21 protein-coding genes are annotated in these 26,979 nt (G+C 52.7%); 17 read left to right on the top strand and 4 right to left on the bottom strand.

The features are described from left to right. Positions 1–50: 50 nt before the first annotated feature. The 5 genes from HMPREF6485_RS00270 to lpxA all read left to right on the top strand — a co-directional run bounded on the left by HMPREF6485_RS00270 (position 51) and on the right by lpxA (position 9,317). A complete protein-coding gene (locus tag HMPREF6485_RS00270; RefSeq protein ID WP_004343962.1) occupies positions 51–1,517 on the top strand; it encodes a CCA tRNA nucleotidyltransferase in 1,467 nt (488 codons plus the stop codon). Between the two features lie 1,104 nt (positions 1,518–2,621). Continuing rightward, positions 2,622–3,815, top strand: a complete 1,194-nt coding sequence (locus HMPREF6485_RS00265) for an efflux RND transporter periplasmic adaptor subunit (protein ID WP_004343959.1) — start codon at positions 2,622–2,624, stop codon at positions 3,813–3,815. Between the two features lie 37 nt (positions 3,816–3,852). Then, on the top strand, positions 3,853–7,113 hold the full coding sequence (locus tag HMPREF6485_RS00260) for an efflux RND transporter permease subunit (protein WP_004343958.1): 3,261 nt from the start codon (positions 3,853–3,855) through the stop codon (positions 7,111–7,113). 4 nt (positions 7,114–7,117) lie between these two features. Further along, on the top strand, positions 7,118–8,506 hold the full coding sequence (locus HMPREF6485_RS00255; RefSeq protein ID WP_004343957.1) for a TolC family protein: 1,389 nt from the start codon (positions 7,118–7,120) through the stop codon (positions 8,504–8,506). Positions 8,507–8,534: 28 nt separating this feature from the next. Next, positions 8,535–9,317: an acyl-ACP--UDP-N-acetylglucosamine O-acyltransferase gene (gene lpxA, locus HMPREF6485_RS00250; RefSeq protein ID WP_004343544.1), complete on the top strand. Its 783-nt coding sequence runs from the start codon at positions 8,535–8,537 to the stop codon at positions 9,315–9,317. A 673-nt stretch (positions 9,318–9,990) separates the two neighbouring features. On the opposite strand, the gene HMPREF6485_RS00245 is transcribed toward lpxA, so the two are convergent. Continuing rightward, a complete protein-coding gene (locus HMPREF6485_RS00245; RefSeq protein WP_004343954.1) occupies positions 9,991–10,785 on the bottom strand; it encodes a radical SAM protein in 795 nt (264 codons plus the stop codon). Positions 10,786–10,951: 166 nt separating this feature from the next. On the opposite strand from HMPREF6485_RS00245, the gene HMPREF6485_RS00240 reads away from it, so the two are divergent. The 6 genes from HMPREF6485_RS00240 to folK are packed head-to-tail and all read left to right on the top strand — an operon-like array spanning position 10,952 to position 15,259. Further along, positions 10,952–11,830, top strand: coding sequence for a cell division protein FtsX (locus HMPREF6485_RS00240; RefSeq protein WP_004342910.1), 879 nt, complete (start codon positions 10,952–10,954; stop codon positions 11,828–11,830). Between the two features lie 2 nt (positions 11,831–11,832). Continuing rightward, positions 11,833–12,072, top strand: coding sequence for a DUF3098 domain-containing protein (locus HMPREF6485_RS00235; protein ID WP_004343953.1), 240 nt, complete (start codon positions 11,833–11,835; stop codon positions 12,070–12,072). Beyond that, on the top strand, positions 12,069–12,932 hold the full coding sequence (locus HMPREF6485_RS00230; protein ID WP_004343952.1) for an undecaprenyl-diphosphate phosphatase: 864 nt from the start codon (positions 12,069–12,071) through the stop codon (positions 12,930–12,932). The genes HMPREF6485_RS00235 and HMPREF6485_RS00230 overlap by 4 nt, the downstream gene beginning before the upstream one ends. Next, positions 12,932–13,639 carry a tRNA pseudouridine(55) synthase TruB gene (truB, locus tag HMPREF6485_RS00225; RefSeq protein ID WP_004343951.1) on the top strand — a complete coding sequence of 236 codons (708 nt, stop codon included), beginning with the start codon at positions 12,932–12,934 and terminating at the stop codon, positions 13,637–13,639. Before HMPREF6485_RS00230 ends, truB begins: the two co-directional genes overlap by 1 nt. 25 nt (positions 13,640–13,664) lie before the next feature. Continuing rightward, positions 13,665–14,846: a tRNA preQ1(34) S-adenosylmethionine ribosyltransferase-isomerase QueA gene (gene queA / locus HMPREF6485_RS00220; protein WP_004343950.1), complete on the top strand. Its 1,182-nt coding sequence runs from the start codon at positions 13,665–13,667 to the stop codon at positions 14,844–14,846. Further along, a complete protein-coding gene (gene folK / locus HMPREF6485_RS00215) occupies positions 14,846–15,259 on the top strand; it encodes a 2-amino-4-hydroxy-6-hydroxymethyldihydropteridine diphosphokinase (protein ID WP_004342900.1) in 414 nt (137 codons plus the stop codon). Before queA ends, folK begins: the two co-directional genes overlap by 1 nt. Before the next feature lie 215 nt (positions 15,260–15,474). Here the strand turns inward: folK and rpsO are convergent, their stop codons facing one another. After that, positions 15,475–15,744, bottom strand: a complete 270-nt coding sequence (gene rpsO / locus HMPREF6485_RS00210; RefSeq protein ID WP_004342899.1) for a 30S ribosomal protein S15 — start codon at positions 15,742–15,744, stop codon at positions 15,475–15,477. 279 nt (positions 15,745–16,023) lie between these two features. Here rpsO and typA point away from each other — a divergent pair, with 279 nt between their 5' ends. Together typA and HMPREF6485_RS00200 are read left to right on the top strand one after the other, a co-directional pair. Beyond that, positions 16,024–17,826, top strand: a complete 1,803-nt coding sequence (typA, locus tag HMPREF6485_RS00205) for a translational GTPase TypA (RefSeq protein ID WP_004342897.1) — start codon at positions 16,024–16,026, stop codon at positions 17,824–17,826. Positions 17,827–18,018: 192 nt separating this feature from the next. Continuing rightward, positions 18,019–18,762, top strand: coding sequence for a porin family protein (locus HMPREF6485_RS00200; RefSeq protein WP_004343949.1), 744 nt, complete (start codon positions 18,019–18,021; stop codon positions 18,760–18,762). 527 nt (positions 18,763–19,289) lie between these two features. Here the strand turns inward: HMPREF6485_RS00200 and HMPREF6485_RS00195 are convergent. Together HMPREF6485_RS00195 and HMPREF6485_RS00190 are read right to left on the bottom strand one after the other, a co-directional pair. After that, positions 19,290–19,769 (bottom strand): S-ribosylhomocysteine lyase, encoded by a 480-nt coding sequence (locus tag HMPREF6485_RS00195; protein WP_004343947.1) that lies wholly within the window; start codon positions 19,767–19,769, stop codon positions 19,290–19,292. Positions 19,770–19,782: 13 nt separating this feature from the next. Continuing rightward, complete coding sequence (locus HMPREF6485_RS00190) at positions 19,783–20,481, bottom strand: 5'-methylthioadenosine/adenosylhomocysteine nucleosidase (protein ID WP_004342892.1); 699 nt, start codon at positions 20,479–20,481, stop codon at positions 19,783–19,785. A gap of 105 nt (positions 20,482–20,586) precedes the next feature. Here HMPREF6485_RS00190 and HMPREF6485_RS00185 point away from each other — a divergent pair, with 105 nt between their 5' ends. The 4 genes from HMPREF6485_RS00185 to HMPREF6485_RS00170 all read left to right on the top strand — a co-directional run bounded on the left by HMPREF6485_RS00185 (position 20,587) and on the right by HMPREF6485_RS00170 (position 26,950). Further along, on the top strand, positions 20,587–23,085 hold the full coding sequence (locus HMPREF6485_RS00185) for a YfhO family protein (protein WP_044125656.1): 2,499 nt from the start codon (positions 20,587–20,589) through the stop codon (positions 23,083–23,085). A 17-nt stretch (positions 23,086–23,102) separates the two neighbouring features. Further along, complete coding sequence (locus HMPREF6485_RS00180; RefSeq protein ID WP_004343945.1) at positions 23,103–23,558, top strand: NUDIX domain-containing protein; 456 nt, start codon at positions 23,103–23,105, stop codon at positions 23,556–23,558. Continuing rightward, entirely contained in the window at positions 23,559–24,365 is an 807-nt protein-coding gene (locus HMPREF6485_RS00175; protein ID WP_004342888.1) for a GSCFA domain-containing protein, read from the top strand. 89 nt (positions 24,366–24,454) lie between these two features. Beyond that, positions 24,455–26,950 carry a bifunctional UDP-N-acetylmuramoyl-tripeptide:D-alanyl-D-alanine ligase/alanine racemase gene (locus HMPREF6485_RS00170; protein WP_004343944.1) on the top strand — a complete coding sequence of 832 codons (2,496 nt, stop codon included), beginning with the start codon at positions 24,455–24,457 and terminating at the stop codon, positions 26,948–26,950. Positions 26,951–26,979: the final 29 nt, after the last annotated feature.

The raw sequence follows: 26,979 nt of genomic DNA, 5'->3' as shown, positions 1-26,979 counted from the left end.
ATGTATATAAAAAACTTTTCGTACCTTTGCATTCGCAAAAATCAAAACGAATGAGGTATCTTACTGACGCCGATTTGGCGCAATTACTCGATAAAGACATCTTCCATCAAATATCCCGTGCAGCCGATTCGCTACATGCGGAGTGCTATGTGGTGGGCGGCTACGTGCGCGATTTGTTCCTCGAACGCCCGTCAGGCGACATCGACGTGGTGGTGGTGGGCAGCGGCATACAGGTGGCCGATGCCTTGAAGAAGCAGTTGGGGCGCAAGGCCCACATTTCGGTGTTCCGCAATTTCGGGACGGCGCAGGTGAAATATAAAGGGCTGGAAGTGGAATTTGTGGGAGCCCGCAAGGAAAGTTACAGCCACGACTCGCGCAAGCCGGTGGTCGAAAACGGTACGCTCGAAGATGACCAAAACCGGCGCGACTTTACCATCAATGCCCTTGCCGTGTGTCTCAACGGCGACCGCTTCGGCCAACTCGTTGATCCCTTCGACGGTATCCGCGACTTGGAGGAGGGCATCATTGCCACGCCGCTCGATCCCGACATCACTTTCTCTGACGACCCTCTGCGCATGATGCGCTGCGTGCGCTTTGCCACACAGCTCAATTTCGACATCGAGCCCGCGACCTACGATGCTCTTTCGCGCAATGCCCGGCGACTGAAGATTGTCAGCGGTGAGCGCATAGCCGACGAGATGAATAAAATAATGCTCGCCCCCCATCCCAGCAAAGGTTTCTACTACCTCCATGAAACAGGACTTTTATACCTCATCCTGCCCGAACTCTGCCAGCTCGACATTGTGGAGACACGCAACGGACGTGCTCACAAGAACAATTATTACCACACGCTTGAAGTGCTCGAAAACGTGTGCCGGGCTGCATCGGCTCCCGATTGCCCTTCGCCCGAGACCCATCTTTGGATTCGTTGGGCCGCTCTGTTCCACGACATCGGTAAACCGCGTAGCAAGCGTTGGGACAACGTGCAGGGATGGACATTCCACAACCACAACAACATCGGTGCGCGTATGGTGGCCGACATCTTCCGTCGCATGAAACTGCCCATGGATGCCAAGATGAAATATGTGCAGAAACTTGTGGAGCTGCACATGCGTCCCATTGCCATTGCCGACGAGGAGGTGACCGACAGTGCCGTGCGCCGACTGGTGAATGACGCCGGTGACGACATAGACGATCTCATGTTGCTCTGCGAAGCCGACATCACAAGCAAGAATCAAGTGCGAAAGGCTCGTTTCCTTGAAAACTTCCGCATCGTTCGCGAAAAGATTGCCGACCTTCGGGAGCGTGACTACAAGCGTTTGCTGCAACCCGTCATCGATGGCAATGAAATCATGGAAATGTTCCATTTGCCCCCTTGTAGAGAGGTGGGCACACTCAAGCAGGTGCTCAAAAATGCGGTGCTTGACAATGAAGTGCCCAACGAGCGCGAACCACTTATGGCGTTGCTCATGCAAAAAGCCGCCCGGATGGGGCTGAGCGTGGAGACCGGCGGCTGATTTTTCCGAATGTCCGATAGCAGCTGAAAGGGAACTAAAATTCAGAAATTGGAAGATTTAAAGATGCAAACACCCTGGCGGGCATGTAGGGGCAGCGCTTTATGCCTGCCCGCACGATTTGAAAAATCGTATGTTCCCACAAATGTTTCCGACATCCCTCGCGATGATACGGTCCTATCGGCCCGTGTGGGCAGGCATAAAGCGCTGCCCCTACATGCCCGTCAGGGTGTTTGCATCTTTAGCTCCTTGATTTTTTGAATCTTCCCCTTGCATGTATAGCGAAAAGTATTAAACATTTTGAAAAAGCCTTACATGAAACACACGAACACCGCTCTTAAATCCTTGAAAAGTCATTCTGAATTATCCATAAAAGCAAAGTCTTGTTCTCGTTCGGCCCGAATGACAATGCGAAAGGGCCACACTTGGCAGCTCGTTTGGGCCGAATGACATTCCAAGTGTGGCCCTTTTGCAAAGCCATCCGGGCCCTAAAAGCCCCTTTTTGGGGTTTGGGGGGCTGTTGGAAGGTTGGAGCACTAAAAAAGGGAAACGCATACGCGCTCCCCCTTGCTATTGCAAAGATACATCAGAAATGACGTTTTTGCAAACCAACAATGAATATTCTTGACTTATTTTCACGCTGTATCTATGTTCCAAAGCATTCATTTTCCACTTTCTGTCCCTTTTTGAGTGGATAGGATACAAGCGACATCTCGCACACATTAGGCTTTTGTTTGTCATTCCCTTTTTCTTTTCTCATGTTCATTGAAGATGACGTTCTGTTTTGGAAACAGGTTCGAGCAAATCTGTCGATACTTTTATTACGTGATTTCTGCATATCATTCATTCCGTAAACTATGTTAAAAAACATGGCCTATGAGAATACTTTTGTTGGAATTGTAGTAATTTTGCATCGTTAAAAAACTAAACCCAGCGTTTCGGTTTCCTTAAAGAGGGAGAGGAAATATAGGCAGATACGATAGTTCGGGCATGTGTTGACATGCGTGTTTTCTTCACAAGCCGGGCCTCCGGTGTTCTTTCGAAACGGTTCAGGCGTATAGGTAGAAGTTATAAAAGATAAAAATCAATCACTAATATATAATAGGTATGAATATGAAGAGCAATTTACTTATTGCAGCAGTTGCCCTCTTGTTGGCTTCTTGTGGAAACAAAGGAAACATGAAGATGGGTGATAATGAGTATCCCGTGGTGACGATAGGCTCGCAAAATGCCGAGTTGCAGACCACTTATCCGGCTACCATCAAGGGCGTGCAGGATGTGCAAATCCGTCCGAAGGTGTCGGGATTCATCACGAAAGTGTGTGTGCAGGAGGGGCAGGCCGTGAAAGCCGGCCAGCTGTTGTTCGTGATCGACAACACCACCTATCAGGCTGCCGTGCGCCAAGCACAAGCCTCAGTGAACTCGGCCAAGTCGCAGCTCAACACCGCCAAGCTCACCTATGAAAACAGCCAGAAACTCTTCAAGAGCAACGTGATAGGTTCCTACGAGTTACAATCGTCTCAAAACTCCTACGAGACGGCCATGGCAGCCGTGGCACAGGCTAAAGCCGCTTTGGCCTCCGCACAGGAGACGCTCGGCTTCTGCTATGTGAAGAGTCCTGCCAACGGTGTGGTGGGCAGCCTGCCCTACAAGGTGGGAGCACTCGTGAGCGCAGGTAGTGTCGATGCACTGACCACCGTTTCGGATGTGGCCACGGTGGAAGTGTATTTCTCCGTAACCGAGAAAGACATACTCGACCTCACCAAGACGGCCGGCAGCACCCATGCAGCCATCAGTGCCTATCCTCCGGTGAAGCTGTTGCTCTCCGATGGCACCACCTATAAGCATCCCGGCAAAGTGACCAAGGTGAGCGGTGTGATCGACGCCGCCACCGGTTCGGTGTCTATGATAGCCCGCTTTCCCAACCCAGAACGGTTGCTGAAGAGCGGCGGCTCGGGTACCATCGTCGTGCCGCGCGACAACAGCAATGCTATTGTTATTCCGCAGACTGTGACCACCGAGGTGCAGAACAAGATATTCGTCTATACCGTGGGCAAGGGCAATAAGGTGAAATATACCGAAATCACCGTCGATCCGCAGAACGATGGCAACCACTATGTGGTGACCGGCGGCTTGCATGTGGGCGACCGCATCGTGACCAAGGGGATCACTTCGCTCACCGACGGTATGGAAATCAAGCCCATCACCGAAGCTCAATACGAAAAGAAGATTGCCGATGCCGTGAAGATGAGTGCTTCGCAGGGCAGCGCCAAGGGCTTCATCGATGCCATGAGCAAGTAAGGATAACACTGAAGTTTGTTTTAAAGACAACAGGAATATGACATTTACAAGATTTATAGAGCGCCCGGTGCTTTCGACGGTGATTTCCGTCTTCCTTGTGCTGCTGGGTTTGATCGGCTTGGTTTCGCTGCCGATCGAGCAATATCCCGATATTGCGCCGCCAACCATTTCCGTGTCGACCATCTACCAGGGTGCCGACGCTCAGACCGTGCTCAACTCCGTGATCACCCCACTTGAGGAAAGTATTAACGGCGTGGAGAACATGACCTACATGACCTCGCAGGCCACCAACGACGGCATGGCCATGATTACTATCTACTTTAAGCAGGGCACCAATGCCGACATGGCCGCCGTGAACGTGCAAAACCGCGTGTCGCAGGCCCAGGCTCTGCTGCCGGCCGAGGTGACGCAGGTGGGTGTGACCACCTCCAAGCGACAGACGAGTAATGTGATCATGTACTCGCTCACGACCGAAGACGGCCGCTACGATGCCGAGTTCGTGACCAACTACAACGACATCAACATCGTGCCGGCCTTGAAGCGCGTGACGGGTGTGGGCAACGTGCAGGACTTCAGTACCAAGACCTACTCCATGCGCATCTGGTTGCAGCCCGACAAGATGAAGCAATACGGGCTCATCCCGAGCGACATCACGGCGGCACTGGCCGAACAGAACATTGAGGCCGCGCCGGGTAAGTTTGGCGAGCAGAGCAATGTGAGCTTCGAATATGTGATGCGCTACAAGGGCCGCCTGAAGACCCCAACCGAGTATGGCAACATTATCATTAGCACCAATAACAATGGACAGACGCTCCATCTGCGTGATGTGGCCAAGATAGAGTTGGGCGGACTTTCCTATTCCGTAGGGCAAAAGAACAACAACCAGCCTTCAGCGATGGGTATGGTGCAGCAGATAGCCGGCTCCAACGCCAACGACATTGCCAAAGGGGTGAAAGCCGAGCTCGAGAAGCAGGCTAAGAATTTCCCTCCGGGGCTGGAATACAAGATCAACTACGATGTGACAGAGTTCCTTTACGCCTCTATCGAAGAAGTGGTGATGACTCTCGTGATCACTTTCATTCTCGTGTTCTTCGTGGTGTACATCTTCTTGCAGGACTTCCGTTCCACACTCATCCCGCTCATTGCCGTGCCGGTGTCGCTGATAGGTACGTTCCTCTTCCTTTGGATATTCGGTTTCTCCATCAACCTGCTCACGCTCTCGGCTTTGCTGTTGGCCATCGCCATCGTGGTGGATGATGCCATCGTGGTGGTCGAGGCCGTACATGCCAAGTTGGATTTGGGCTATAAGAGTTCGAAGACGGCTGCCATCGATGCCATGAACGAGATTTCGGGAGCCATCATCTCCATCACGTTGGTGATGGCCGCCGTGTTCGTGCCGGTGTCTTTCATCAGCGGAACGAGCGGTACGTTCTATCGTGAGTTTGGCGTGACTATGGCCGTGGCTATCGTTATCTCCGCCATCAACGCCCTCACGCTTTCGCCGGCCCTGTGTGCCATCTTCCTCAAGCCGCACGACGAGAACGGCCACGAGAAGAAGATGAGTATGGTGGATCGTTTCCACGCTTCGTTCAACACGGCTTTCGACAAGGTGGTGGGTAAATATAAGAAAGGTGTGGAAAATCTCATAGGCCACCGCATCATCACTGCCGTGAGCGTGGTGGTGGGTATCGCTGTGCTGGTGTTCACCATGGCTACCACGAAGACCGGTCTGGTGCCCGATGAGGACACGGGTGTCGTGTTTGTGACGATTTCACTGCCGCCTGCCACAAGTCAGGCCGAGACGCAGAAGGTGACCGACCAGGTGGATGCCATGTTGGCCAACAATCCGGCTGTGCAGAGTCGTCAGCAGATTGTGGGTTACAACTTTATTGCCGGTCAGGGATCCGACCAAGCCACCTTTATTGTCAAGCTGAAACCCTTCGACGAGCGCCCCAGCGGCTTCTTCCACAAGTTGGCCGGCCTTTGGGAGGGTGACGGCATCATGCGCTTCTTCGTGGACCCGATGGCCAATACCTCGGTGCTCGGTATGATCTACAAGCAGATTTCCAATATCAAAGGTGCGCAGATTCTGGCTTTCGGTCCGCCGATGATCTCCGGTTTCGGTGCCACCAACGGTCTGACATTCTCTATGCAGGACAAGACCGGCGGCAGCCTTGACAAGTTCTTCAAAGTGACCAAGGACTATCTGAAGGCCCTCAATGAGCGGCCCGAGATAAAGACAGCCATGACTTCTTACAACCCGAGCTATCCGCAGTATATGGTGGATGTGGACGTGGCCAAGTGCAAGCAGAGCGGCATCAGTCCCCGAGTGGTGCTCAGCACACTGCAAGGATACTACGGTGGTCTCTACGCTTCCAACTTCAACAGCTACGGTAAGCTCTACCGCGTGATGGTGCAGGGCGATGCCGCCAGCCGCATGAGGCCGGGCGACCTCACCAACATCTATGTGCGCACACCTTCGGGCATGGTGCCTGTGGGCGAATATTGTTCGCTTACCCGCGTCTACGGGCCGTCCAACGTGAACCGTTTCAACCTCTTCACCAGCATCAACATCAATGCCACACCCGCCGACGGATACTCTTCGGGTGAGGCTATCAAGGCTGTGGAGGAAGTGGCTGCCCAGACGCTGCCTGCAGGCTACGGTTACGACTTCTCGGGACTGACCCGTTCGGAGCAGGAATCGAGCAACACCACGGCCATCATCTTCGTACTCTGTATCGTGTTTGTCTATCTGATTCTCTCCGCACAGTATGAGAGTTATCTGCTCCCGCTGTCGGTGATCCTCTCGTTGCCGTTTGGTTTGGGAGGTGCGTTCATCTTCACGCAACTCTTCGGCCATCAAAACGACATCTACATGCAGATTGCCCTGATCATGCTCATCGGTCTGTTGGCCAAGAATGCCATCCTCATCGTGGAGTTCGCTTTGGAGCGCCGGCGCACGGGTATGGCCATCAAGTATAGCGCCATTCTCGGTGCAGCATCCCGTCTGCGCCCGATTCTGATGACGGGTATGGCCATGGTCATCGGTCTGTTGCCGATGATGTTTGCCAGCGGTGTGGGCAAGAACGGTAACCAGACACTCGGTGCGGCAGCCGTGGGCGGTATGCTCATCGGTATGATGATTCAGATATTCGTCGTGCCGGCCCTGTTTGTGATATTCGAATATTTGCAGGAGAAGTTCAAGCCGATAGAGTTCGGCGACGAGGAAAACAAGGAAGTGGCTTCCGAGTTGCAGCCCTACACCCGTCGGCCTATCGAATATAAAGTGGAGGAATAACAATATGAAGATTAGATATATAATGACTTTGGGTCTTGCAGCACTGGTTCTCACCGGCTGCAAGAGCCTTTATGGCAAGTATGAGCGCCCCACGGTGAACACCGCCGGACTGGTGAGGGATGTCATTTCACCGACCGACACACTCGCTGTGACCGACACGGCCACTTTTGGCAATCTGCCTTGGCGCAGCGTATTCACCGATCCCCGGTTGCAGACGCTCATTGAGAAGGCTCTTGCCAACAATACCGATCTGCTCAATGCCGCCCTCAATGTGAATATGGCCGAGTCCCAGCTCAAAGCTGCCAAACTGGCTTTTGTGCCCTCGTTCACCTTTTCGCCCCAGGGAACTATCGCTTCGTGGGACGGCAACAAGCCCACCAAGACCTATTCGCTGCCCATCTCGGCCAGTTGGAGTATAGACCTCTTCGGCAATCTGCTCTCGCAGAAGCGCAGTTCGCAGATGGCACTGATAGCTACGAAAGACTATCAGTTGGTGGTGAAGACAAAGATTGTCACCGGTGTTGCCAACATGTATTACACGCTTCTGATGCTCGACAAACAGCTGGAAATCGTGACCGACATGGAAGAGTTGACCAAGAACACGTGGGACTTGATGAAGATTCAGAAAGAGCTTGGTCGTGTGCGCTCCACCGGTGTGCAGAGTGCCGAGGCCAACTACTATTCCGTGCAGGCGCAGAAGGTCGACCTGCAGCGGCAGATACGTGAAACGGAAAACTCGCTCTCGTTGCTTTTGGCCCAACCGGCACAGGCTGTCGGGCGTGGCAAACTCGAAGAACAGAGTCTGCCTTCCAATCTGGCTGCGGGCGTAGGCATACACATGCTCAACAACCGTCCGGATGTTCACTATGCCGAGATGAGCCTTGCCCAGTGCTTCTACAATGTGGAGACGGCCCGGAGCAGGTTCTATCCCAGTCTCACCATCAGTCCTACGGGAACATTTACCAACAGCAGTGGGATGGGCGTGGTGAATCCCGGAAAGTGGCTCTTGAGCGCAGTGGGGAGCTTGGTGCAGCCTATCTTCCAGCACGGGCAGATTGTTGCCGGACTGAAAGTGGCCAAAGCTAAGTATGAACAGGCTTACAACACCTGGCAGCAGAGCATTCTCAGTGCAGGCAGCGAGGTGAGCAACGCCCTCGTGCTCTACAATTCTTCCAACGAAAAGAGTCAGATAGAAGCTAAACAGGTGGCCACGTTGAAGCAAAACGTGGAGGACACGAAGCGCTTGATGGCCGAGTCTAACAGCACCTATTTGGAGGTGATCACCGCCCAGCAGAGTCTGCTCAACGCAGAACTCTCCAAGGTGCGCGACGACTTCGCCAAGATGCAGGCTGTCGTAAATCTTTATTATGCGCTTGGGGGCGGTGTCAAGTAAAAAACTCTAAACTTTAAAACGTAAGATTATGGCAAGTGAAATAAGCCCCAGGGCAGAGGTTTCGCCAAAGGCAAAGATAGGTGACAACTGCAAGATATTCCCGTTTGTGTATATCGAAGATGATGTGGAGATCGGCGACAACTGCACGATATTCCCCTTCGTGAGCATCCTCAACGGCACCCGCATGGGTTCACATAACAAGGTGCACCAGTGCTCGGTGCTGGGCGCATTGCCCCAAGATTTCGACTTTGTGGGCGAGAAATCGGAGCTGGTCATCGGCGACAACAACATCATCCGCGAGAATGTGGTTGTCAACCGGGCCACCCACACAGGCGGACAGACGGTCATCGGCAATGACAACTTCCTCATGGAAGGTGCTCATATCTCTCACGATACCAAGGTGGGCAACGCCTGCGTGTTCGGTTATGGCACCAAGATAGCCGGCGATTGCGAGATTGGCAACGGTGTCATCTACTCGAGCAGTGTGATTGAGAAGGCCAACACCCGTGTGGGAGAAGGCGCAACGATTCAGGCCGGAACCACCTTCTCGAAGGATATTCCGCCTTATATCATTGCCGGCGGCACTCCCGTGGGTTATGGGGGCATCAATAGTGTGATGATGACGGCATACGGTATCGATGAGAAAATACAAAAGCACATCGCCAATGCCTATCGTCTGGTGTTTCATGGGCAAACAAGCGTGTTCGACGCTGTGCTGCAAATAAAAAGTCAGGTGCCCGACAGCACTGAGATTCGCAACATTGTGAACTTCATCAATGCCACGAAAATCGGCATCATCAGCAAGATGTAACAAAGCATTCATACCTATATGAATATTACTCTGTATGTAGAGCGGGTGTGCCGTGAGGCAGGCCCGCTTTTCTGTTTTTGTCGGGAGGGTGTGGCAGCCGGCTGACCTGCCTTTCCCGAAAAGATGTAGGGGCATCCGTTATTTGATGCAAAAAACGAATATAGGTATCGCACACACCGACAAAAACCGGTGAAAGCTCTCTTCGCAAGATGCCGGATGATGGTGAATAATATCAACAAAAGTGCATCCGCCAAAATTCTTCAACCAGAATGGGAAACCGGCCTCAGAACATCAAAAAAGCCCGCCGATTTTCTCATTCGGGCTCTTCGGGTTTGCGAAAGAGCCACACTTGAGAGCCGAAAGGGCCACAGTTGCAACGTAACTGTGGCCTTTTTGCAAGCCCCGTTGGACCTTTTTAGGCCCATTTTCGGCTCTCAATGTGTGTCAGTAAAATTCAAACGACTGATTATTAGTGTTTTGGAAATGTCGCCAAAATCGTTTATTTGCGTCCAAGTGGGTTGTCCGTTGCGAATATCGCAAGCAGAGAGGCCGAAAACGGATAAATAGTTTGACAATCCATCCTGCTTGTCAGCCTCTCCGCTAAACATCCAAGCATCCGACTGCGTCCCATAAATTCTTTCTGAAAGAAAACGTAGCCCGATGGAGTAAAAGGCTAATAAGAGGCAGTGCAGGGGATGCCTGCAGCCCGCACACGGTCGCGGATGGCATCTAACTCCTGCGGGGAGGCTTTGTGCAGGGCATGGTCGGGCGTTTCGCGGTCGATGGTGTAGATCATCACTTCCATCGGACCTATCTCTCTTACGGCCTCCAACCACGGGGCCACGTATGCATCTCCGGTGTTGTCCACGTCAAAGACCGTGCCGCCGGGTAGTGTCGTCGACCCTTTCATAAACATGGTCTGGATAATCAACCGGCCATTGAATTTCTTTAAATCAACAATCAGCCGCTTTACGTCAAACGACGGCTGGGTGGGCCGATCCACCTTATTTATATAGCCGGCATCCACTGTGTCGAGTTTCAAGATGTTGTTGTCCACTCGCATCAGGGCCTCACGCACACTTTCGTGATGCACGAAAGTGCTGTTGCTCAACACGCTCACCTTGGCACGAGGGCAATAGCAGTCGCGCAGCCGGATGGTGTCGTCGATGATTTCCGGGAAGTGCGGATGCGTTGTCGGCTCCCCGTTGCCGGCAAAAGTGAGCACATCGGGGACAGTCCCTTCCTCACGCATCGCTTTGAGTTTGGCCTCAAGAGCGATGGCCACCGCCTTCCGTGTGGGACGCCGGAGGTGGGCAATGTGGTCGCGGTTGAACCCGCATTCGCAGTAGATGCAGTCGAACGTACAGATTTTGCCGTCTTCGGGCATCAGGTTGATGCCCAGCGAGATGCCCAACCGGCGACTGTGTACGGGCCCGAAGATGGGCGACGGATAGATGATGGTGCTCATTGTAAGTTTCTTGTACGCTTGCTTTGTAATGACGCAAAGGTATAAAGAAAACGCGGATAAGCACCTGTCTTTCAGCTTTTTGTTGTTAATACACGTTAAACGGTCGTTTAGTCGGTGTTTTTTTTCTAAATTTGCAGCAATTTTGGTGTATTATATCCTTTAGGGAATGGGAAAGAAACGCAAAAAGGCCGGCGGTCGTACAGGATTGCAGGTCGTTACGCTATGTATCAGCACTGCTATGGTGCTTGTATTGTTGGGATTGGTGGTGATGTCCGTTTTCACGGCCCGCAACCTTTCGTCTGTGGTGAAAGAGAACCTTGTTGTGACGATGGTGTTGGAGCAGGACATGACCAATCCGGAAGCACAGCAGATATGCCGTAAACTGAACGCACGCCCTTATATCAATCATTTGGAATATATCAGCAAGGAACGGGCACTCAAGGAGGGGACGAAAGACCTCGGAGTTGATCCGTTGGAGTTTGCAGGCGTGAATCCGTTCCTTTCTTCCATCGATGTGACCTTGAAGGCCGATTATGCCAACACCGACTCTTTGCGCTGGATCACCAAAGAGTTGGAGGCCTATCCGAAGGTGAGCGAGGTGAACTACCAGCACGATTTGATAGAGCAGGTGAACCGCAATATCGCCAAAATAGGCATTGTATTGCTGGCATTGGCAGTGCTGTTGACTTTCATTTCGTTCTCCCTGATCAGCAATACCGTCCGTTTGGGTATCTATGCCCGTCGGTTCTCCATCCACACCATGAAACTGGTGGGAGCGTCTTGGGGCTTCATCCGCGGGCCGTTTGTGCGTCGGGCCGTCGTCGTCGGGCTGGTAGCCGCTCTGTTGGCCTGTATTGTTTTGGGCGGCACTGTCTACGGACTCTATCACTATGAACCCGAAATTCTGTCCGTGCTCACGTGGGAAGTCATGCTCATCACGGGCGTTTCGGTGTTCCTCTTTGGCATCATCATTACCGCTTTGTGTGCCAACATCTCTGTCAACAAGTTCTTGAAGATGAAGGCCGGCGAACTGTATAAGATTTAATAATGGATAAGAAAAATTTAGCTTTCGGCAAGACCAACTTCATCCTGTTGGCTGTCGGCATGTTGGTTATCATCATCGGTTTTGTGCTGATGGGCGGGCCCGGTTCCACCGAGACCACTTTCAATCCCGATATTTTCAGCACCATGCGCGTCAAGGTGGCTCCGGTGGTGACATTGTTGGGCTTTGTCTCCATCATCTATGCCATTGTTCATAAACCTAAAGACGACGAAGGTAGCAAATGAGCATTCTTGAAACCCTTATCATTGCTATCGTGGAAGGACTCACAGAGTTTCTCCCCGTCTCCTCTACCGGGCACATGATTATAGCCCAAGGGTTGCTCGGCGTGGAGAGCACCCCGTTTGTCAAGGCTTTCACCATCATCATTCAGTTCGGCGCCATCTTGTCGGTGGTGTGCCTGTATTGGAATCGCTTTTTCCGTTTAGACCATTCGCCGGCTCCTCAAGGCAGTTCGGCTTGGGCTCGGCTCATCCATAAGTGGGATTTCTACTGGAAGCTTTTGGTGGCTTTCATGCCCGCTGTTGTCATAGGTCTTATTGGCAAGAAGACCGGTCTGATAGACCGTTTTCTCGAGTCGGTAGGGGTCGTAGCTATCATGCTTGTAGTTGGTGGCGTGTTCATGCTCTTTTGCGACAGCATCTTCAATAAAGGTAGTGAGGATACAAAAATCACCGAAAAGCGTGCTTTCCGCATCGGTCTGTTCCAGTGTATAGCCATGATTCCGGGTGTTTCCCGGTCAATGGCGACGATTGTAGGGGGCATGGCGCAGAAACTGACCCGCCGCCGTGCAGCCGAGTTTTCGTTCTTTTTGGCTGTTCCTACAATGGCAGCGGCCACGGTGCTGGATGTGTGGGAGGTGTTTTTTAGCGACAGTGCCGACACCAACTGGGCCACGGCCGACAATCTGGCCATGCTCGCCCTGGGCAGTGTGGTGGCTTTTGTCGTGGCTTTGTTGGCCATGAAGTGGTTTGTGGATTTTCTGGCCAAATACGGTTTTAAGGCATTCGGCATCTACCGCATCATCGTTGGCGGTTTCATTCTGATATGGCTCATGACCGGTCACACCCTGTCAATGGTAGGCTGATGAATATCAACAAAGGCGAGATTATCTGCATAGACAAGCCCTATCGCATGTCGAGCTTCGGGGCACTGGCCCATGTCCGTTATCTCATTTCTCAAAAGATGGGAGTCAAGCGTGTGAAGGTGGGACATGCCGGTACGCTCGATCCGCTGGCCACCGGGGTGCTGGTGCTCTGTACGGGCAAGATGACCAAGAACATCGAGCAGCTGCAATATCACACTAAAGAATACACGGCCACCCTGCAACTCGGTGCCACCACGGCTAGCTACGACCGCGAACACACGGTGAATGCCACCTATCCCACGGGCCATATCACTCGCGAACTCATATTGGAGACGCTGCCGCAGTTTGTCGGGGAGATACAGCAAGTGCCACCGTCATACAGTGCCTGTAAGGTGAACGGCGACCGGGCGTATAAGTTGCGGCGCAATGGCAAGGACGTGGAATTGCAACCCAAGACCTTGCAGATAGACGAGATAGAGCTTACCGGCTTCGATGCAGGCACCATGCAGATGAGTATTCGTGTGGTGTGTGGCAAAGGAACTTACATTCGGGCCTTGGCTCGGGACATCGGGCGGGCACTCGGGAGCGGAGCGTTCCTCACCGCCTTGCGCCGCACAAGGGTAGGGGAAGTCCGGGTGGAAAACTGTATTGAGTTTGACCGTTTCCGGGAATGGCTGGACGGTCAGACCTTCGAGAACGATATTTAATAGCGTTAGAATCAACATAAACATAATGAAGCTTTCACAATTCAAGTTCAAACTGTCAGAAGAACAAATAGCTCTCTATCCTCATACGGCCGAGCATGTCATCACCCGGAAGGACGGCACGCAGTCCACTTTCCATGTTACCCGTCGTGAAGAGAGTCGTCTCATGGTTCTCCACAAGAAGTCGGAGAGGATAGATATGTACAAGACCGACGAGACGGGAGAGCCTCTGAAAGATGCTGAAGGGAGACCGCAATATATTCAGTTTCGTGACATCGTAGACTATTTCGGCGATGGTGACACTTTCATTTTCAACGACACGAAAGTGTTCCCCGCCCGTCTGTATGGCACGAAAGAGAAAACCGACGCCAAGATCGAGGTGTTCCTGTTGCGCGAACTGAATGAAGAAATGCGCCTATGGGACGTGCTCGTGGAGCCGGCCCGGAAGATTCGTATCGGCAACAAACTCTTTTTCGACGACACCAGCACCATGGTGGCCGAGGTCATCGACAATACCACGAGCCGCGGACGCACACTCCGCTTCCTCTATGACAGTCCGCACGATGAGTTCAAGCAGAATCTCTATGCCCTCGGTGAGTCGCCGTTGCCCCGTTATATTATCGACAGACGCGAGAGCCACCATGCCACTCCGGAGGATATGGACGACTTCCAGACTGTTTTTGCCAAGAACGAAGGGGCTGTCACGGCTCCGGCCACAGGACTGCATTTCAGCCGCGAACTGTTGAAACGCATGGAAATCTACGGCATCAACTTTGCCTATATCACTCTTCATTGCGGCTTGGGCAATTTCCACGACATCGAGGTGGAAGACCTCACCAAGCACAAGATGGATTCCGAACAGATGAAGATTTCTGCCGAAGCCTGCAAGGTGGTCAACGAAGCCAAGCGGGCCGGAAATCATATTTGTGCCGTGGGCACGAGTGTTGTCAAAGCCACAGAGACGGCTGTAGGCACCGATGGCATGCTCAAAGAGTTCGACGGGTGGACCAACAAGTTCATTTTCCCGCCCTACGACTTTGGATTGGCCGACTGCATGGTAGCCAATTTCTACCATCCTCTGTCCACGCTGCTCATGTCCACAGCGGCTTTTGGTGGCTACGACATGGTGATGGAATGCTACAACAGGGCTGCTGCCGACGGTTATAAGTTCGGTTGTTTCGGAGACTCCTTGCTTATTCTTGACGATTGATGCACACGGTCTATCTGTCTCTCGGTTCTAATATCGGTAACCGCAAGCGTGCCATGCGCGAAGCCATCGAAAAGATAGGGAAGGAGATAGGCCCTGTCATTCGCCAATCCTCCCTCCTCGAAACCGCTCCTTGGGGCTTTGAGTCACCCAATATGTTTCTCAACGCCTGCGTATGTGTGGAGACGGATCTCCCCCCCCGTCGGCTTCTCGATGCCACCCAGCGCATAGAGCGCGACATGGGACGGTTGTCGAAATCCACCGATGGCCAATACCACGACCGCATTATCGACATCGACATCCTGCTCTATGATGCCGTGAAGGTAAACGAGCCCGACTTGCAGATTCCCCATCCGCTCATGTATGAACGCGATTTCGTGATGACTCCTTTACAGGAGGTGCTGGTGGAGAAATAAAACCGGAACATGCATCGGCCGTAAAGAAGTTCAGACTTCTTTACGGCCGATGCATGTTTAAAGGGGCAAGTGCCATAGTCCGCGATGTCGTCGGCCTCCATGCCAATTCCTCTGCCGGGACTCCGGCTCCTATGACGTATATAAAACAAACAGGCCTGCAAATCCAATGCGGATTTGCAGGCCTGTTGTTTTCTTTGCCTTTTCGAGGGCTCGTATTATCTACGGAGACCAAGAGCCTTGATGATGGCACGATAGCGCTCTACGTCGCGGTCGTAGAGATAGTCGAGCAGGCGACGGCGCTTACCTACCAAACGGGTCAGAGAGCGAGTGGTGGCGAAGTCCTTGTGGTTCTTCTTCACGTGCTCAGTGAGGTGGGCGATACGGTAGGTGAACAGTGCAATCTGGCTTTCGGCAGAGCCGGTGTCAGTTGCAGTCTTGCCATACTGGCCGAAGATCTCTTCCTTTTTTGCTTTGTCTAAATACATTGCTTGAAAAATGATTAATGTGTTGTCGCATTATACATCCTTTGTGCGCTAACTGCCTTAATCACAACAGCTACGCAACCGAATGCATCGGAGTTTCCGAAAATGCGGTGCAAAGGTAGTCATTTTTCTTCAAAGAGGCGAGTGGCGGGCCTATAAAACTTCATGGGTTTACATAAATTAACCTTACGCCGCAGTCTATTATTCTTTCCCCACCGTCTGCTTATCATTATTTTTTTGTAATTTTGCACCCGAAATTAAAAGCTTTTAAGGTAAATTCAGATGCAAGACATTAGAAACATTGCAGTTATTGCACACGTTGACCACGGAAAGACCACATTGGTTGACAAGATGATGCTCGCCGGAAAACTGTTCCGCGACGGCCAGGATAACAGTGGCGAAGTGCTCGACGCCAACGACTTGGAGCGCGAGCGAGGGATAACGATTCTTTCAAAAAACGTTTCTATCAACTGGAAAGGTACTAAGATAAATATTCTCGACACCCCGGGCCACTCCGACTTCGGCGGTGAGGTGGAGCGTGTGCTCAACATGGCCGACGGCTGCCTGTTGCTCGTCGACGCCTTTGAGGGCCCCATGCCCCAAACCCGCTTCGTGCTTCAGAAGGCATTGCAGCTGGGGTTGAAACCCATTGTGGTGGTGAACAAGGTGGACAAACCCAACTGTCGTCCGGAGGAAGTCTACGAGATGGTGTTCGATTTGATGTTCTCCCTCAATGCCACCGAAGACCAGCTCGACTTCCCTGTGGTGTACGGTTCGGCCAAAAACGGCTGGATGGCAGAAGACTGGAAGACGCCTACCGACAACATTGAGTATCTGCTCGACAAGATAGTCGAGGTGATTCCCGCCCCCAAGCAGCTTGAGGGCACGCCCCAGATGCTCATCACGTCGCTCGACTACAGCAACTACACGGGGCGCATCGCCGTGGGCCGCGTGCATCGCGGAACACTGAAAGACGGCATGAATATCACCATCTGCCACCGCGACGGAAGTCAGGAAAAGACCAAGATTAAAGAACTTCACACTTTTGAAGGCATGGGACATGCTAAGACTGCGCAAGTGGAGTCGGGCGACATCTGTGCCGTCATCGGCTTGGAGAAGTTTGAAATCGGCGACACCATTGCCGACTTTGAGAATCCCGAGCCTCTGCCCCCGATAGCCATCGACGAGCCCACGATGAGTATGCTCTTCACCATCAACGACAGTCCGTTCTTCGGCAAGGAAGGCAAGTATTGCACCTCCCGCCACATACAGGAACGCTTGGACAAGGAGTTGGAGAAAAATCTCGCCCTGCGCGTGCGTCCTTTTGAGGACTTCACCGACAAGTGGATTGTCAGCGGGCGCGGTGTGCTCCACCTTTCCGTGCTCATCGAGACCATGCGCCGCGAAGGCTACGAGCTGCAAGTGGGTCAGCCGCAGGTGATTTATAAGACCATTGATGGGAAGAAATGCGAACCGATAGAGGAGCTCACGATCAATGTACCCGAAGAGTTCTCCAGCAAAATGATTGATATGGTGACCCGCCGCAAGGGCGAAATGACCTCTATGGAGAGTCAGGCCGACCGTGTGAACATTGAGTTCGACATCCCCTCCCGCGGTATCATCGGCCTGCGCACCAACGTGCTTACGGCTTCTCAGGGCGAAGCCATCATGGCCCATCGATTCAAAGAGTATCAGCCGTTCAAGGGCGAAATCTCCCGTCGCAGCAACGGTTCGATGATCGCTTTGGAGACCGGTACGGCATACGCTTATTCCATTGACAAGCTGCAAGACCGTGGCAAGTTCTTCATCGATCCGGGTGAGGAAGTCTACGGCGGTCAGGTGGTGGGCGAGCATGTCCACGACAACGACCTCGTGATCAATGTCACCAAGGCCAAGCAGCTCACCAACGTGCGCGCGTCGGGTTCCGATGAGAAGGCCCGTGTGATTCCCAAGACGGTGATGAGCCTTGAGGAGTGCCTCGAGTATATCCGCGAAGACGAACTTGTGGAGGTGACTCCGAAGAGTATGCGTATGCGCAAGATTCTCCTCGACCACTTGGAGCGGAAGCGGGCTGGGAAGGAGTAAAAAAGCCTCACCCCTGCCCCTCTCCGAGGGGAGAGGGGAGTGAAATGTCCGGAGGATAAATGTCCGGATGCTATTTTGCCGGATGAGTGCAGAAGAGAATGGATAAGAGTGTCCATCTCCTTTTTGTCACAGACGGAACAATATTTAAAAGAATAGGGCGTTTCATAAATAAAACCAATAGGGAATTTATTTATGAAACGTCTTTTTTTATGTCTTGCGGTCGCAACAGTGGCTCTTGTGGGGCAGGCACAGTCCCGGAGCGGCACATTCTCGCTCATTCCCCGGGTGGGTGTCAGCCTGTCCAAACTCAATTCCAGTGAAATTTTGCGTAACATTGATGGCGGTGGCGGCGAAGTGTTGAAATCGAGATACAAGCCCGGTTTCGTGGTCGGGGCCGATGCACAATATCAGATAGGCGACCGGGGAGCAGTCTCGCTTGGTGTGTTTTACACCCGGCAGGGCGAGCGTTTTGACGACATGGCCGATAAGACGGTGAAGGAAGACCGCTCGGTGATATTCTCCGGTGCGCACAACATTCATCTCAATCTCGACTACATCAACGTGCCTCTCATGGCCCATCTCTATCTTGCCGATGGGTTGTCGTTCAATTCCGGCGTGCAAGTCGGTTTCCTCGTTGGGGCCAAGTCCTATCAAGAACTCACCGGCTACACCGAGACCCCCAATGTGCAGACGGGCGAAGTGACCCGCGTCTATGACAAGCTGCCCAATGGAACCGAACTCAATGGCTACGAGCAGAAAGACAATGTGAAGTCTGCCTACAAGAAAGTGGCACTCTCCATTCCCATCGGTATATCCTACGAATACATGAATGTGGTGCTCGATGCCCGCTACAATGTCGGGCTCACCAAAGCCAACGAGTTCGGCAGTAAAGACCGCACATTCCTTTTCACTGTGGGTTATAAGTTCGACCTTTAACCTGCCCGTGGGTCCGCCATGCCGTCCTCTCCCTGCCGAAGTTGGATTTCGGTGAGGAGAGGGCGTTTTGTTTTTATATAGCGGGAAACTTATTCAAAACATGAAAATACACGACATGACATTTGGAAACTCTTAAACGGATATGTGCAAAAAATGTTTCGGGAAAACCGGAAAATCGGCATTCTGTTCTCATCAGGCCCAAACGAACTTGCAAAAGAGCCACACTTGGCATCTCATTCGGCCCGAGTGAGAAGGCGAAAAAGGCCCTTTTGCAAGGCCCTTTGGGCCGAATTGTCTTTCCATGGCAAGGGGGCTGAAAAAAGGGAAACGCTTGCGCGCTCCCCTTGCCAATGCAAAGATAGTGAATTTTCGGCCCCGATGCAAATGTGTAGTGAAAAGACAGGACAAAGTGCAAGGTCATGCAGACTTGTGTGGGAGACCCACTTGGTGTTCTATCCTGCCCGTCTTGATGACACGACAATCCCCTGACGCCTGCCGGAAGACAAGGTGTCAGGGGATTGTCGGTGCTATTCGGGGTAGTGGAGGTTCTCTTCCTTGATGTTGTCGAGCACCTCTTCCAGAAACTTCTTCGACTCGTAGCGTGCCATGGGCAGGTCGTGCAGCAAGTAATTGCCGCAGTCTCGGGGAGCCGCTCCGGGTATTTCACCCTCATATTCAGCCACAAACCGGAACGTACGCCGCATCAGTTCCACGATGTCTTTCGACTCCAAGTCACCGCGCATGAGCAGGTAGTTGCCCGTGAGGCAGCCCATCGGACCCCAATAGATGATGCGGTCTTTCCACTCCGCGTCGTTGCGCAGATAGGTTGCAGCAAGATGTTCCATGGTGTGGATAGCCCCATTGTGGAGGATTGGTTCGCGGTTGGGTTCTTTCATGCGGATGTCGAAAGTGGTCACGGTTTCGCCGCCCACCCGGTCTTTACGGCTCACGTAGATGCCGCGCAGCAGCCGCTCGTGGTCAATGGTGAATGAGGGTATTTTGTCCATATTGTCAAATGGTCTATAGTGTGTTGATGAAATGTCTCGTCACGTTGAAACTCCCCTCGGCCATGCGGTTCCAGAAATCGAAATACATTTGCGCCTTATGGTCTTTCAGGGGTACGTCGCTGATGATGCGAAAACTCACAAAAGGGGTCTTATAGAGGTGGCACGTCTGCGCAATGCTGCAACTCTCCATGTCCACTGCCGTCGCCTTGGGGAAGTGGGCGAGAATGTCCTGCATCTTCTCCCGGCTGTCCACAAACCATTCGCCGCTCACGATTTGTCCCGCCACGATGCGTTTCCCGGTCGTCGTTCCACCGGCGTTGAGGGCGAGAGCCTTATCGATAAGGTCGGCCGGTGACTTAAACCGTGCCGGCATCCCCATGATTTGTCCGTATTCACACTCCGCGCCGCAATAGGCATCGTGGTAGACACACTCTCTCGACACCACCACATCCATCACCTCCAGTGACACGTCGGCTCCGCCGGCACAACCCGTGGAGATGATGAGGTCGGGATGATAGCAGTTAATCATCTCCACGGCCCCGATGGCAGAGTTCACCTTTCCTATGCCGCATTGCTGGAGCACGATCTCCTTTCCTTCGATGGTGCCGACGACAAAGTCCCGGTGGTTGTGCCGCTCGGCGACCGCATCTTCGAGAATGGTCTTCAGTTGTGCAAGCTCCTTGTCCATTGCAACGATAACGCCTATTTTCATTTCCGTATGCTTCTTTTGCCTGCAAAAGTACGAAAAAGATGAGAGACAAAGGCGCGAAGATAAAAGATTTTTCGTAAATTTGTGCCAAAATTCAAACATGACAAGATGAATGCACTGAAGAAATATCTGCCGGATATTCTGGCTGTCGTTGTTTTTGCCGTTATCTCCTTTGTTTATTTTATGCCCGCCGACATAGACGGGCGCATACTCTATCGCCACGATTCGTCGGCCGGAGTGGGATTGGGACAGGAGGTTTCACACTTCAAGGAAGCCACAGGCGAGGTGTCCCGCTGGACCAATTCGGCGTTCAGTGGTATGCCCACCTACCAGATGGCACCTTCCTACAAGAGCACGGGCGCACTGGATGCGGTGATGAAGGCCTACCACCTCTGGTTGCCTGAAAACGTGTGGTATGTTTTTGCCTACCTTCTGGGCTTTTATATTCTATTGAGGGCGTTCGATTTTCGTCGCGAATTGGCCGTGCTCGGATCTGTCATCTGGGCTTTTTCGAGCTATTTCTTCATCATCATCGCCGCCGGACACATCTGGAAAGTCATGGCCTTGGCCTATCTTCCACCCATGATAGCCGGCATCGTGTCGGCCTATCGGGGCAAGTTCTTGTGGGGACTTATCCTGACTGCCGTCTTCTCGGCCTTCGAGGTGAATGCCAACCACGTGCAGATGACCTATTACTATCTGTTTATCATCTTCCTGATGGTCATCGCCTTTCTGGCAGAAGCCATCAAGGAGCGGCAGATGTCCCGTTTCCTCAAGGCCACGGGCGTTTGCGTGGCAGGTGCGGCCATCGGCATCAGTCTCAATATTTCCAACCTCTACCACACGTGGCAGTATGGGCAGGAGAGTATGCGCGGGAAGAGCGAACTCGTGAAAAAGAACTCGGCCAACCAGACCAACAGCGGACTGGACCGCGACTATATCACCCAGTGGAGCTATGGCATTGATGAGACATGGACACTCCTTGTGCCCAACGCCAAGGGTGGGGCATCCGTGCCGATGAGCCAGAATGCTTCGGCTATGGAGAAGGCCGATCCGCAGTTCATGCAGATCTACCAGCAACTGGGCCAGTATTGGGGTGACCAGCCTATGACCTCCGGCCCCGTCTATGTGGGGGCTTTCGTACTGATGCTTTTCGTGTTGGGCCTGTTCATTGTCAAGGGACCCATGAAGTGGGCATTGTTGGCAGCCACGGTGCTTTCGGTGCTGCTCTCGTGGGGGCGCAACTTCATGCCCTTCACCGACTTCTTCCTCGACTATGTGCCCATGTACGCCAAGTTCCGTACGGTGGCTTCCATCCTGGTCATAGCCGAGTTTACGATACCGTTGTTGGCCATGTTGGCCTTGAAGCGGGTGGTGGATGAGCCAGAGTTGCTCACCCGTAAGATCAAGTACGTTTACATCAGCTTCGGTCTTACAGCCGGCTTCTGCCTGCTTTTCGCCCTGATGCCCGGCGTGTTCTTCTCCGACTTCGTTTCCGGACAGGAAATGAAGGCCCTGCAACAGATTCCACAGGAATATCTTGGACCGCTGCTCAGCAATCTGCAAGAAGTGCGCAAGGGTATTTTCACAGCCGATTGTTGGCGCTCGTTTTGGATCATTGTCATCGGCACATTCTTCCTGCTGCTCTATAAAGCCGGCAAACTCAAGGCTGCATACATGGTCGGGGCCGTCACCGTGCTTTGTCTCATCGACCTGTGGCAGGTGGACAAGCGCTATCTCTACGATGACATGTTTGTGGAAAAGAGCGTCCGCGAGACTCCGCAGGCACTCACCGATGCCGACCGGCAGATATTGCGCGACAAGGATTTGGACTATCGCGTGCTCAATTTTGCCACGAGCACCTTCAACGAGAATGAGACCTCTTACTATCATAAGAGCATCGGCGGCTATCATCCGGCCAAGTTGCGCCGCTATCAGGAACTCATTGATGCCTACATAGCTCCCGAGATGCAGAAGACCATGGGGGCCGTGGCCGCAGCCGGAGGAGACATGACCAAGGTGGCCGGCGACAGCATTTTCCCCGTGCTCAACATGCTCAATGCCAAGTATTTCATCTTGCCTTTGCAGGGTGGGCACACTGTTCCCGTGCAGAATACCTATGCATACGGCAATGCGTGGTTTGTGGACAAGGTGACCTATGTGGGCAATGCCAACCAAGAGCTTGACGCACTGAAACGGCTCAATCTGCGCCGGCAGGCCGTAGCCGATGAGAAGTTCCGGGAGGTGCTGGGTGAGAGTGTGCCACAAGGGGAGGCTGTGGCACGGCTCACTGTCTACAAGCCCAACAACCTCACCTATGAAGTGAAAAGTGACAAGGGCGGGGTGCTTGTGTTCTCGGAAATCTACTATCCCGGTTGGACGGTCACCATCGACGGACAGCCGGCCGAACTGGGGCGTGTGAACTATGTGTTGCGTGCCTTGCAGGTGACGCCCGGCAGTCATAAGATCGTGCTCGACTTCCATCCCACGTCTGTCCGGAAAACCGAGACCGTGGCCTATGTGGGTTATGCCGTGTTGCTGCTCCTGGTATTTTTTGCCGTGTTCATGGAGTGGAGGAAGCGCAAGGAAGACGCAACCGTTGAATAAAAAGAGCGGAGGGAGAAATGGAAGGTAACTATTGCTATCAATATCCGCATCCGGCCATCACGGCCGACTGTCTTGTCTTTGCCTGTGATGGAGCCGTCACAAAGTTGCTCCTCATCGAACGCAGGCATGAGCCTTGCAAGGGGCGGTGGGCTTTCCCCGGCGGTTTTATGAACATCAACGAGACGGCTGATGCCGCTGCCCGGCGAGAACTGCAAGAGGAAACGGGACTGACGGTGGGTGAGTTACACCAAGTGGGGGCATATACGGCCGTAGAGCGCGATCCCCGTGAGCGTGTTGTCACCATTGCCTATTACGCCGAACTCGACAGTGTAGCTGCCGTTGAGGCTGCCGATGATGCCTGCCGGGCCTGTTGGTGGAGTCTCGACGATTTGCCGGAACTGGCTTTCGATCATGCCGAAATCTTGCGCGACGCTCTGGAAAAGCGTAAATACAAATCCCAAGGCAAACGGTAAATGGAACTGCAAACGAAGGTAAACATCCCCGTGTCGGACTGGAAGATAGCCCCCTGTGAACAGATGCTGTTCGTGGGGAGTTGCTTTGCCGATAATCTCGGTCGCCGTTTTCAGACCGAGAAGTTTCGGGCCACGGTCAATCCCCGAGGCGTGATGTATAACCCGGCCAGCATTCTCCACACCGTGGAGCTGTGCAGGGATGAGGTTCCCCATGTGGCCGTGTTCACACTTGGCACCAATCATGTTTACCGACTGCGGGAGACGGGCGAGATTGTGGATAACTGCCAGAAGCGTCCACAGACCCTTTTCAAGGAAGAAGAGCTCTCCGTAGGCGAGTGTGCGTCTCTCCTTGTTCAGGCTGTGGAGGAGTTGCAACGCCGCTATCCCGCGCTGAAGGTGGTGGTGACAGTGAGTCCCATCCGCTATGCCAAGTACGGTTTTCATGGCAGTGCGCTTTCTAAAGCCACGTTGCTGCTGGCTGCCGACAAGCTTGTGAAGCAGATTCCCGACACCGTCACTTATTTTCCTGCCTACGAACTCCTCAACGACGAACTGCGTGACTATCGTTTCTATCGTGAGGATATGCTTCATCCGTCTGATCAAGCGGTGGAGTATATCTACCGCCGTTTTGCCGAAACGTTCTTTTCTCCCGTCACATTTGAGTTCTTGGACGAGTGGAAACCCATTCGCGAAGCATTGGCACATAAGCCTTTTCATCCGGAATCATCCGAATATCAGGTATTTTTGGGCAAGACGCAGGAAAGGCTCGCAGCCCTTCGCAGAAAATATCCGATGATGGGAGAATGATTCCTCAAACCCATAAAAAGAAAGGGAATTATTTTGTGATATTGTGAATTTGCAGTAACTTTGCTGCAAATACATGTAATCGAATCACAATGACGTATACTATTGAAAAGGTAACCACACTGATAGGTGCGCGTCGCTATGGTGACAAAGAGACCAACATCGGATTCCTTCTGACCGATAGCCGTTCTCTATGCTTTCCCGAAGAAACACTTTTTTTCGCCCTCAAATCCGAACGCAATGACGGACACAACTACATTCCGGAACTTTATCGGCGGGGCGTGAAGAACTTTGTGGTGACGGAAGTGCCTGCAAACTGTGCTTCTGATTATCCGGATGCCAACTTTCTGAGGGTGGTGAACACGCTTGAAGCGTTGCAACGCTTGGCTGAACGTCATCGTGATGAGTTTAACATTCCCGTTGTAGGCATCACCGGATCCAATGGCAAGACGATGGTGAAAGAGTGGCTCTATCAGCTCCTTTCGCCGCAGATGTGTGTCACCCGTTCGCCCCGGAGCTACAATTCGCAGATAGGTGTGCCCCTTTCCGTGTGGCTCATGAACGAGCAGACGGAAGTAGGCGTGTTCGAGGCCGGCATCAGTCAGCCGGGTGAGATGCTTGCTTTGCGCGACATTATCCAGCCCACGATAGCCGTACTCACCAACATCGGTGAAGCCCATCAGCGCAATTTCGAGTCGAAAGGTGACAAATGCAAGGAGAAGCTCGTGCTCTTCCATGATGCACGTACCGTCGTCTATAATGCCGATGACGAACTGGTGGAACGTGTGCTTGCCCAGATGGAGAGCACATTACCCGGTGGTGAACCGCAAGAGCGGCTCGGTTGGTCAGTCAGAGACAGACATGCACCCATGTTTGTCAAGTCGATAGAGAAGAAAGAGAGTGCTACCACTGTCACCTATATATATAAAGGTGGCGAGGAAAATTGGTATTCCATCCCTTTCATTGATGACGCTTCCATTTGTAATTCCATCATTTGCGCCATCGTGGCGTTGCGCATTGGTATCGCGCCTGACGAACTCGACCGGCGCATGCAGGGCATAGAGCAAGTGGCCATGCGCCTGGAGGTGAAAGAGGGGCAACATGGTTGCACGCTTATCAACGACTCCTACAACTCCGACATCAACTCTCTCGACATCGCACTCGACTTCATGAACCGTCGCCCCGACCACAAGGGACGCCGACACACACTTATCTTGAGCGACATTTTCCAAAGCGGCGAGGAGCCCACTGCCCTTTATCAGGAGGTGAGCGACTTGGCACGAGAGCGCGGTGTGGTGAAGTTTATTGGTATAGGCCCGGAAATCTGCGCCCAAAGCGAGCGTATACAGATTGCCGAAAAAGATTTCTTCGGGAGCGTGGAGGAATTTATCGTGAGCGATGTGTTCCGTTCCTTGCGCGACGAGGTGATTCTGCTGAAAGGGGCCCGGCGTTTCGGTTTCGACCGGCTCACGGAATTGTTGGTGAAAAAAGTGCATGAAACCACGCTGGAAGTGAATCTCAGTGCAGTGGTGAAAAACTTGAATCACTATCGGTCGTTCATGAAAGCCGAGACCAAACTGGTGTGCATGATCAAGGCCGACGGCTATGGAGCCGGAGCCGTGGAGATAGCCAAAACACTGCAAGATCACCGGGTAGACTATCTTGCCGTGGCAGTGGCTGATGAAGGGGTGACGCTGAGAAGAAACGGTATTACCTCCAACATCATGATCATGAATCCCGAAATGACGGCTTTCAAGACCATGTTCGACTACGATCTAGAGCCCGAGGTCTATTCTTTCCGCCTGCTTGAAGCACTTATCAAAGCTGCCGAGAAAGAGGGCATCACGGGATATCCTGTGCATATCAAGCTCGACACGGGTATGCATCGCTTGGGTTTCGACCCACGGCAGGACATGGAGCAGCTTATCGACCGGCTCCGCCACCAAAATGCCATCATCCCCCGCTCGGTGTTCAGCCATTTTGTCGGCTCCGACAATGATGGTTTCGATGAGTTCTCCGCCCGTCAGTTTGCACTTTTTGATGAGGGAAGCAAGCAGTTGCAGGCAGCTTTCGAGCATAAAATACTGCGCCATATCGACAACTCGGCCGGTATCGAACATTTCCCTGAACGCCAGTTGGACATGTGTCGGTTGGGCCTCGGACTGTATGGCATCAATCCCCGCAACAACGAGATTATCCACAATGTGTCTACGCTCAAGACCACCATCCTGCAAATGCGCCGTGTCCCGGCAGGCGACACGGTGGGTTACAGTCGTAAGACAGTGCTGGAGCATGACAGTGTGGTGGCTGCCATCCCCATCGGATATGCCGACGGACTGGACCGCCATTTGAGCAACCGCCACGGCTATTGTTTGGTGAACGGGCAGAAAGCTGAGTATGTGGGCAATATCTGTATGGATGTCGCGATGATTGATGTCACGGGCATTGATTGCAAAGAGGGCGACAGTGTGGAGATTTTTGGCGACCATCTGCCCGTCACGGTGCTCAGCGACATTGTTGATACCATTCCCTACGAAGTGCTCACGGGCATCAGCAATCGTGTGAAGCGGGTCTATTTCCAAGATTAATTTTCGATAAAATGTGTCTGTAAAGAGAC

The organism is Segatella buccae ATCC 33574 (genome assembly GCF_000184945.1).
GTDB lineage: Bacteria > Bacteroidota > Bacteroidia > Bacteroidales > Bacteroidaceae > Prevotella > Prevotella buccae.
This window is presented reverse-complemented; position numbering and strand designations above follow the sequence as displayed.

Coding starts and splice junctions, on each gene's coding strand:
- HMPREF6485_RS00270 (WP_004343962.1), top strand. CDS start 51: ATGAGGTATCTTACTGACGCCGATTTGGCGCAATTACTCGATAAAGAC.
- HMPREF6485_RS00265 (WP_004343959.1), top strand. CDS start 2,622: ATGAATATGAAGAGCAATTTACTTATTGCAGCAGTTGCCCTCTTGTTG.
- HMPREF6485_RS00260 (WP_004343958.1), top strand. CDS start 3,853: ATGACATTTACAAGATTTATAGAGCGCCCGGTGCTTTCGACGGTGATT.
- HMPREF6485_RS00255 (WP_004343957.1), top strand. CDS start 7,118: ATGAAGATTAGATATATAATGACTTTGGGTCTTGCAGCACTGGTTCTC.
- lpxA (WP_004343544.1), top strand. CDS start 8,535: ATGGCAAGTGAAATAAGCCCCAGGGCAGAGGTTTCGCCAAAGGCAAAG.
- HMPREF6485_RS00245 (WP_004343954.1), bottom strand. CDS start 10,785: ATGAGCACCATCATCTATCCGTCGCCCATCTTCGGGCCCGTACACAGT.
- HMPREF6485_RS00240 (WP_004342910.1), top strand. CDS start 10,952: ATGGGAAAGAAACGCAAAAAGGCCGGCGGTCGTACAGGATTGCAGGTC.
- HMPREF6485_RS00235 (WP_004343953.1), top strand. CDS start 11,833: ATGGATAAGAAAAATTTAGCTTTCGGCAAGACCAACTTCATCCTGTTG.
- HMPREF6485_RS00230 (WP_004343952.1), top strand. CDS start 12,069: ATGAGCATTCTTGAAACCCTTATCATTGCTATCGTGGAAGGACTCACA.
- truB (WP_004343951.1), top strand. CDS start 12,932: ATGAATATCAACAAAGGCGAGATTATCTGCATAGACAAGCCCTATCGC.
- queA (WP_004343950.1), top strand. CDS start 13,665: ATGAAGCTTTCACAATTCAAGTTCAAACTGTCAGAAGAACAAATAGCT.
- folK (WP_004342900.1), top strand. CDS start 14,846: ATGCACACGGTCTATCTGTCTCTCGGTTCTAATATCGGTAACCGCAAG.
- rpsO (WP_004342899.1), bottom strand. CDS start 15,744: ATGTATTTAGACAAAGCAAAAAAGGAAGAGATCTTCGGCCAGTATGGC.
- typA (WP_004342897.1), top strand. CDS start 16,024: ATGCAAGACATTAGAAACATTGCAGTTATTGCACACGTTGACCACGGA.
- HMPREF6485_RS00200 (WP_004343949.1), top strand. CDS start 18,019: ATGAAACGTCTTTTTTTATGTCTTGCGGTCGCAACAGTGGCTCTTGTG.
- HMPREF6485_RS00195 (WP_004343947.1), bottom strand. CDS start 19,769: ATGGACAAAATACCCTCATTCACCATTGACCACGAGCGGCTGCTGCGC.
- HMPREF6485_RS00190 (WP_004342892.1), bottom strand. CDS start 20,481: ATGAAAATAGGCGTTATCGTTGCAATGGACAAGGAGCTTGCACAACTG.
- HMPREF6485_RS00185 (WP_044125656.1), top strand. CDS start 20,587: ATGAATGCACTGAAGAAATATCTGCCGGATATTCTGGCTGTCGTTGTT.
- HMPREF6485_RS00180 (WP_004343945.1), top strand. CDS start 23,103: ATGGAAGGTAACTATTGCTATCAATATCCGCATCCGGCCATCACGGCC.
- HMPREF6485_RS00175 (WP_004342888.1), top strand. CDS start 23,559: ATGGAACTGCAAACGAAGGTAAACATCCCCGTGTCGGACTGGAAGATA.
- HMPREF6485_RS00170 (WP_004343944.1), top strand. CDS start 24,455: ATGACGTATACTATTGAAAAGGTAACCACACTGATAGGTGCGCGTCGC.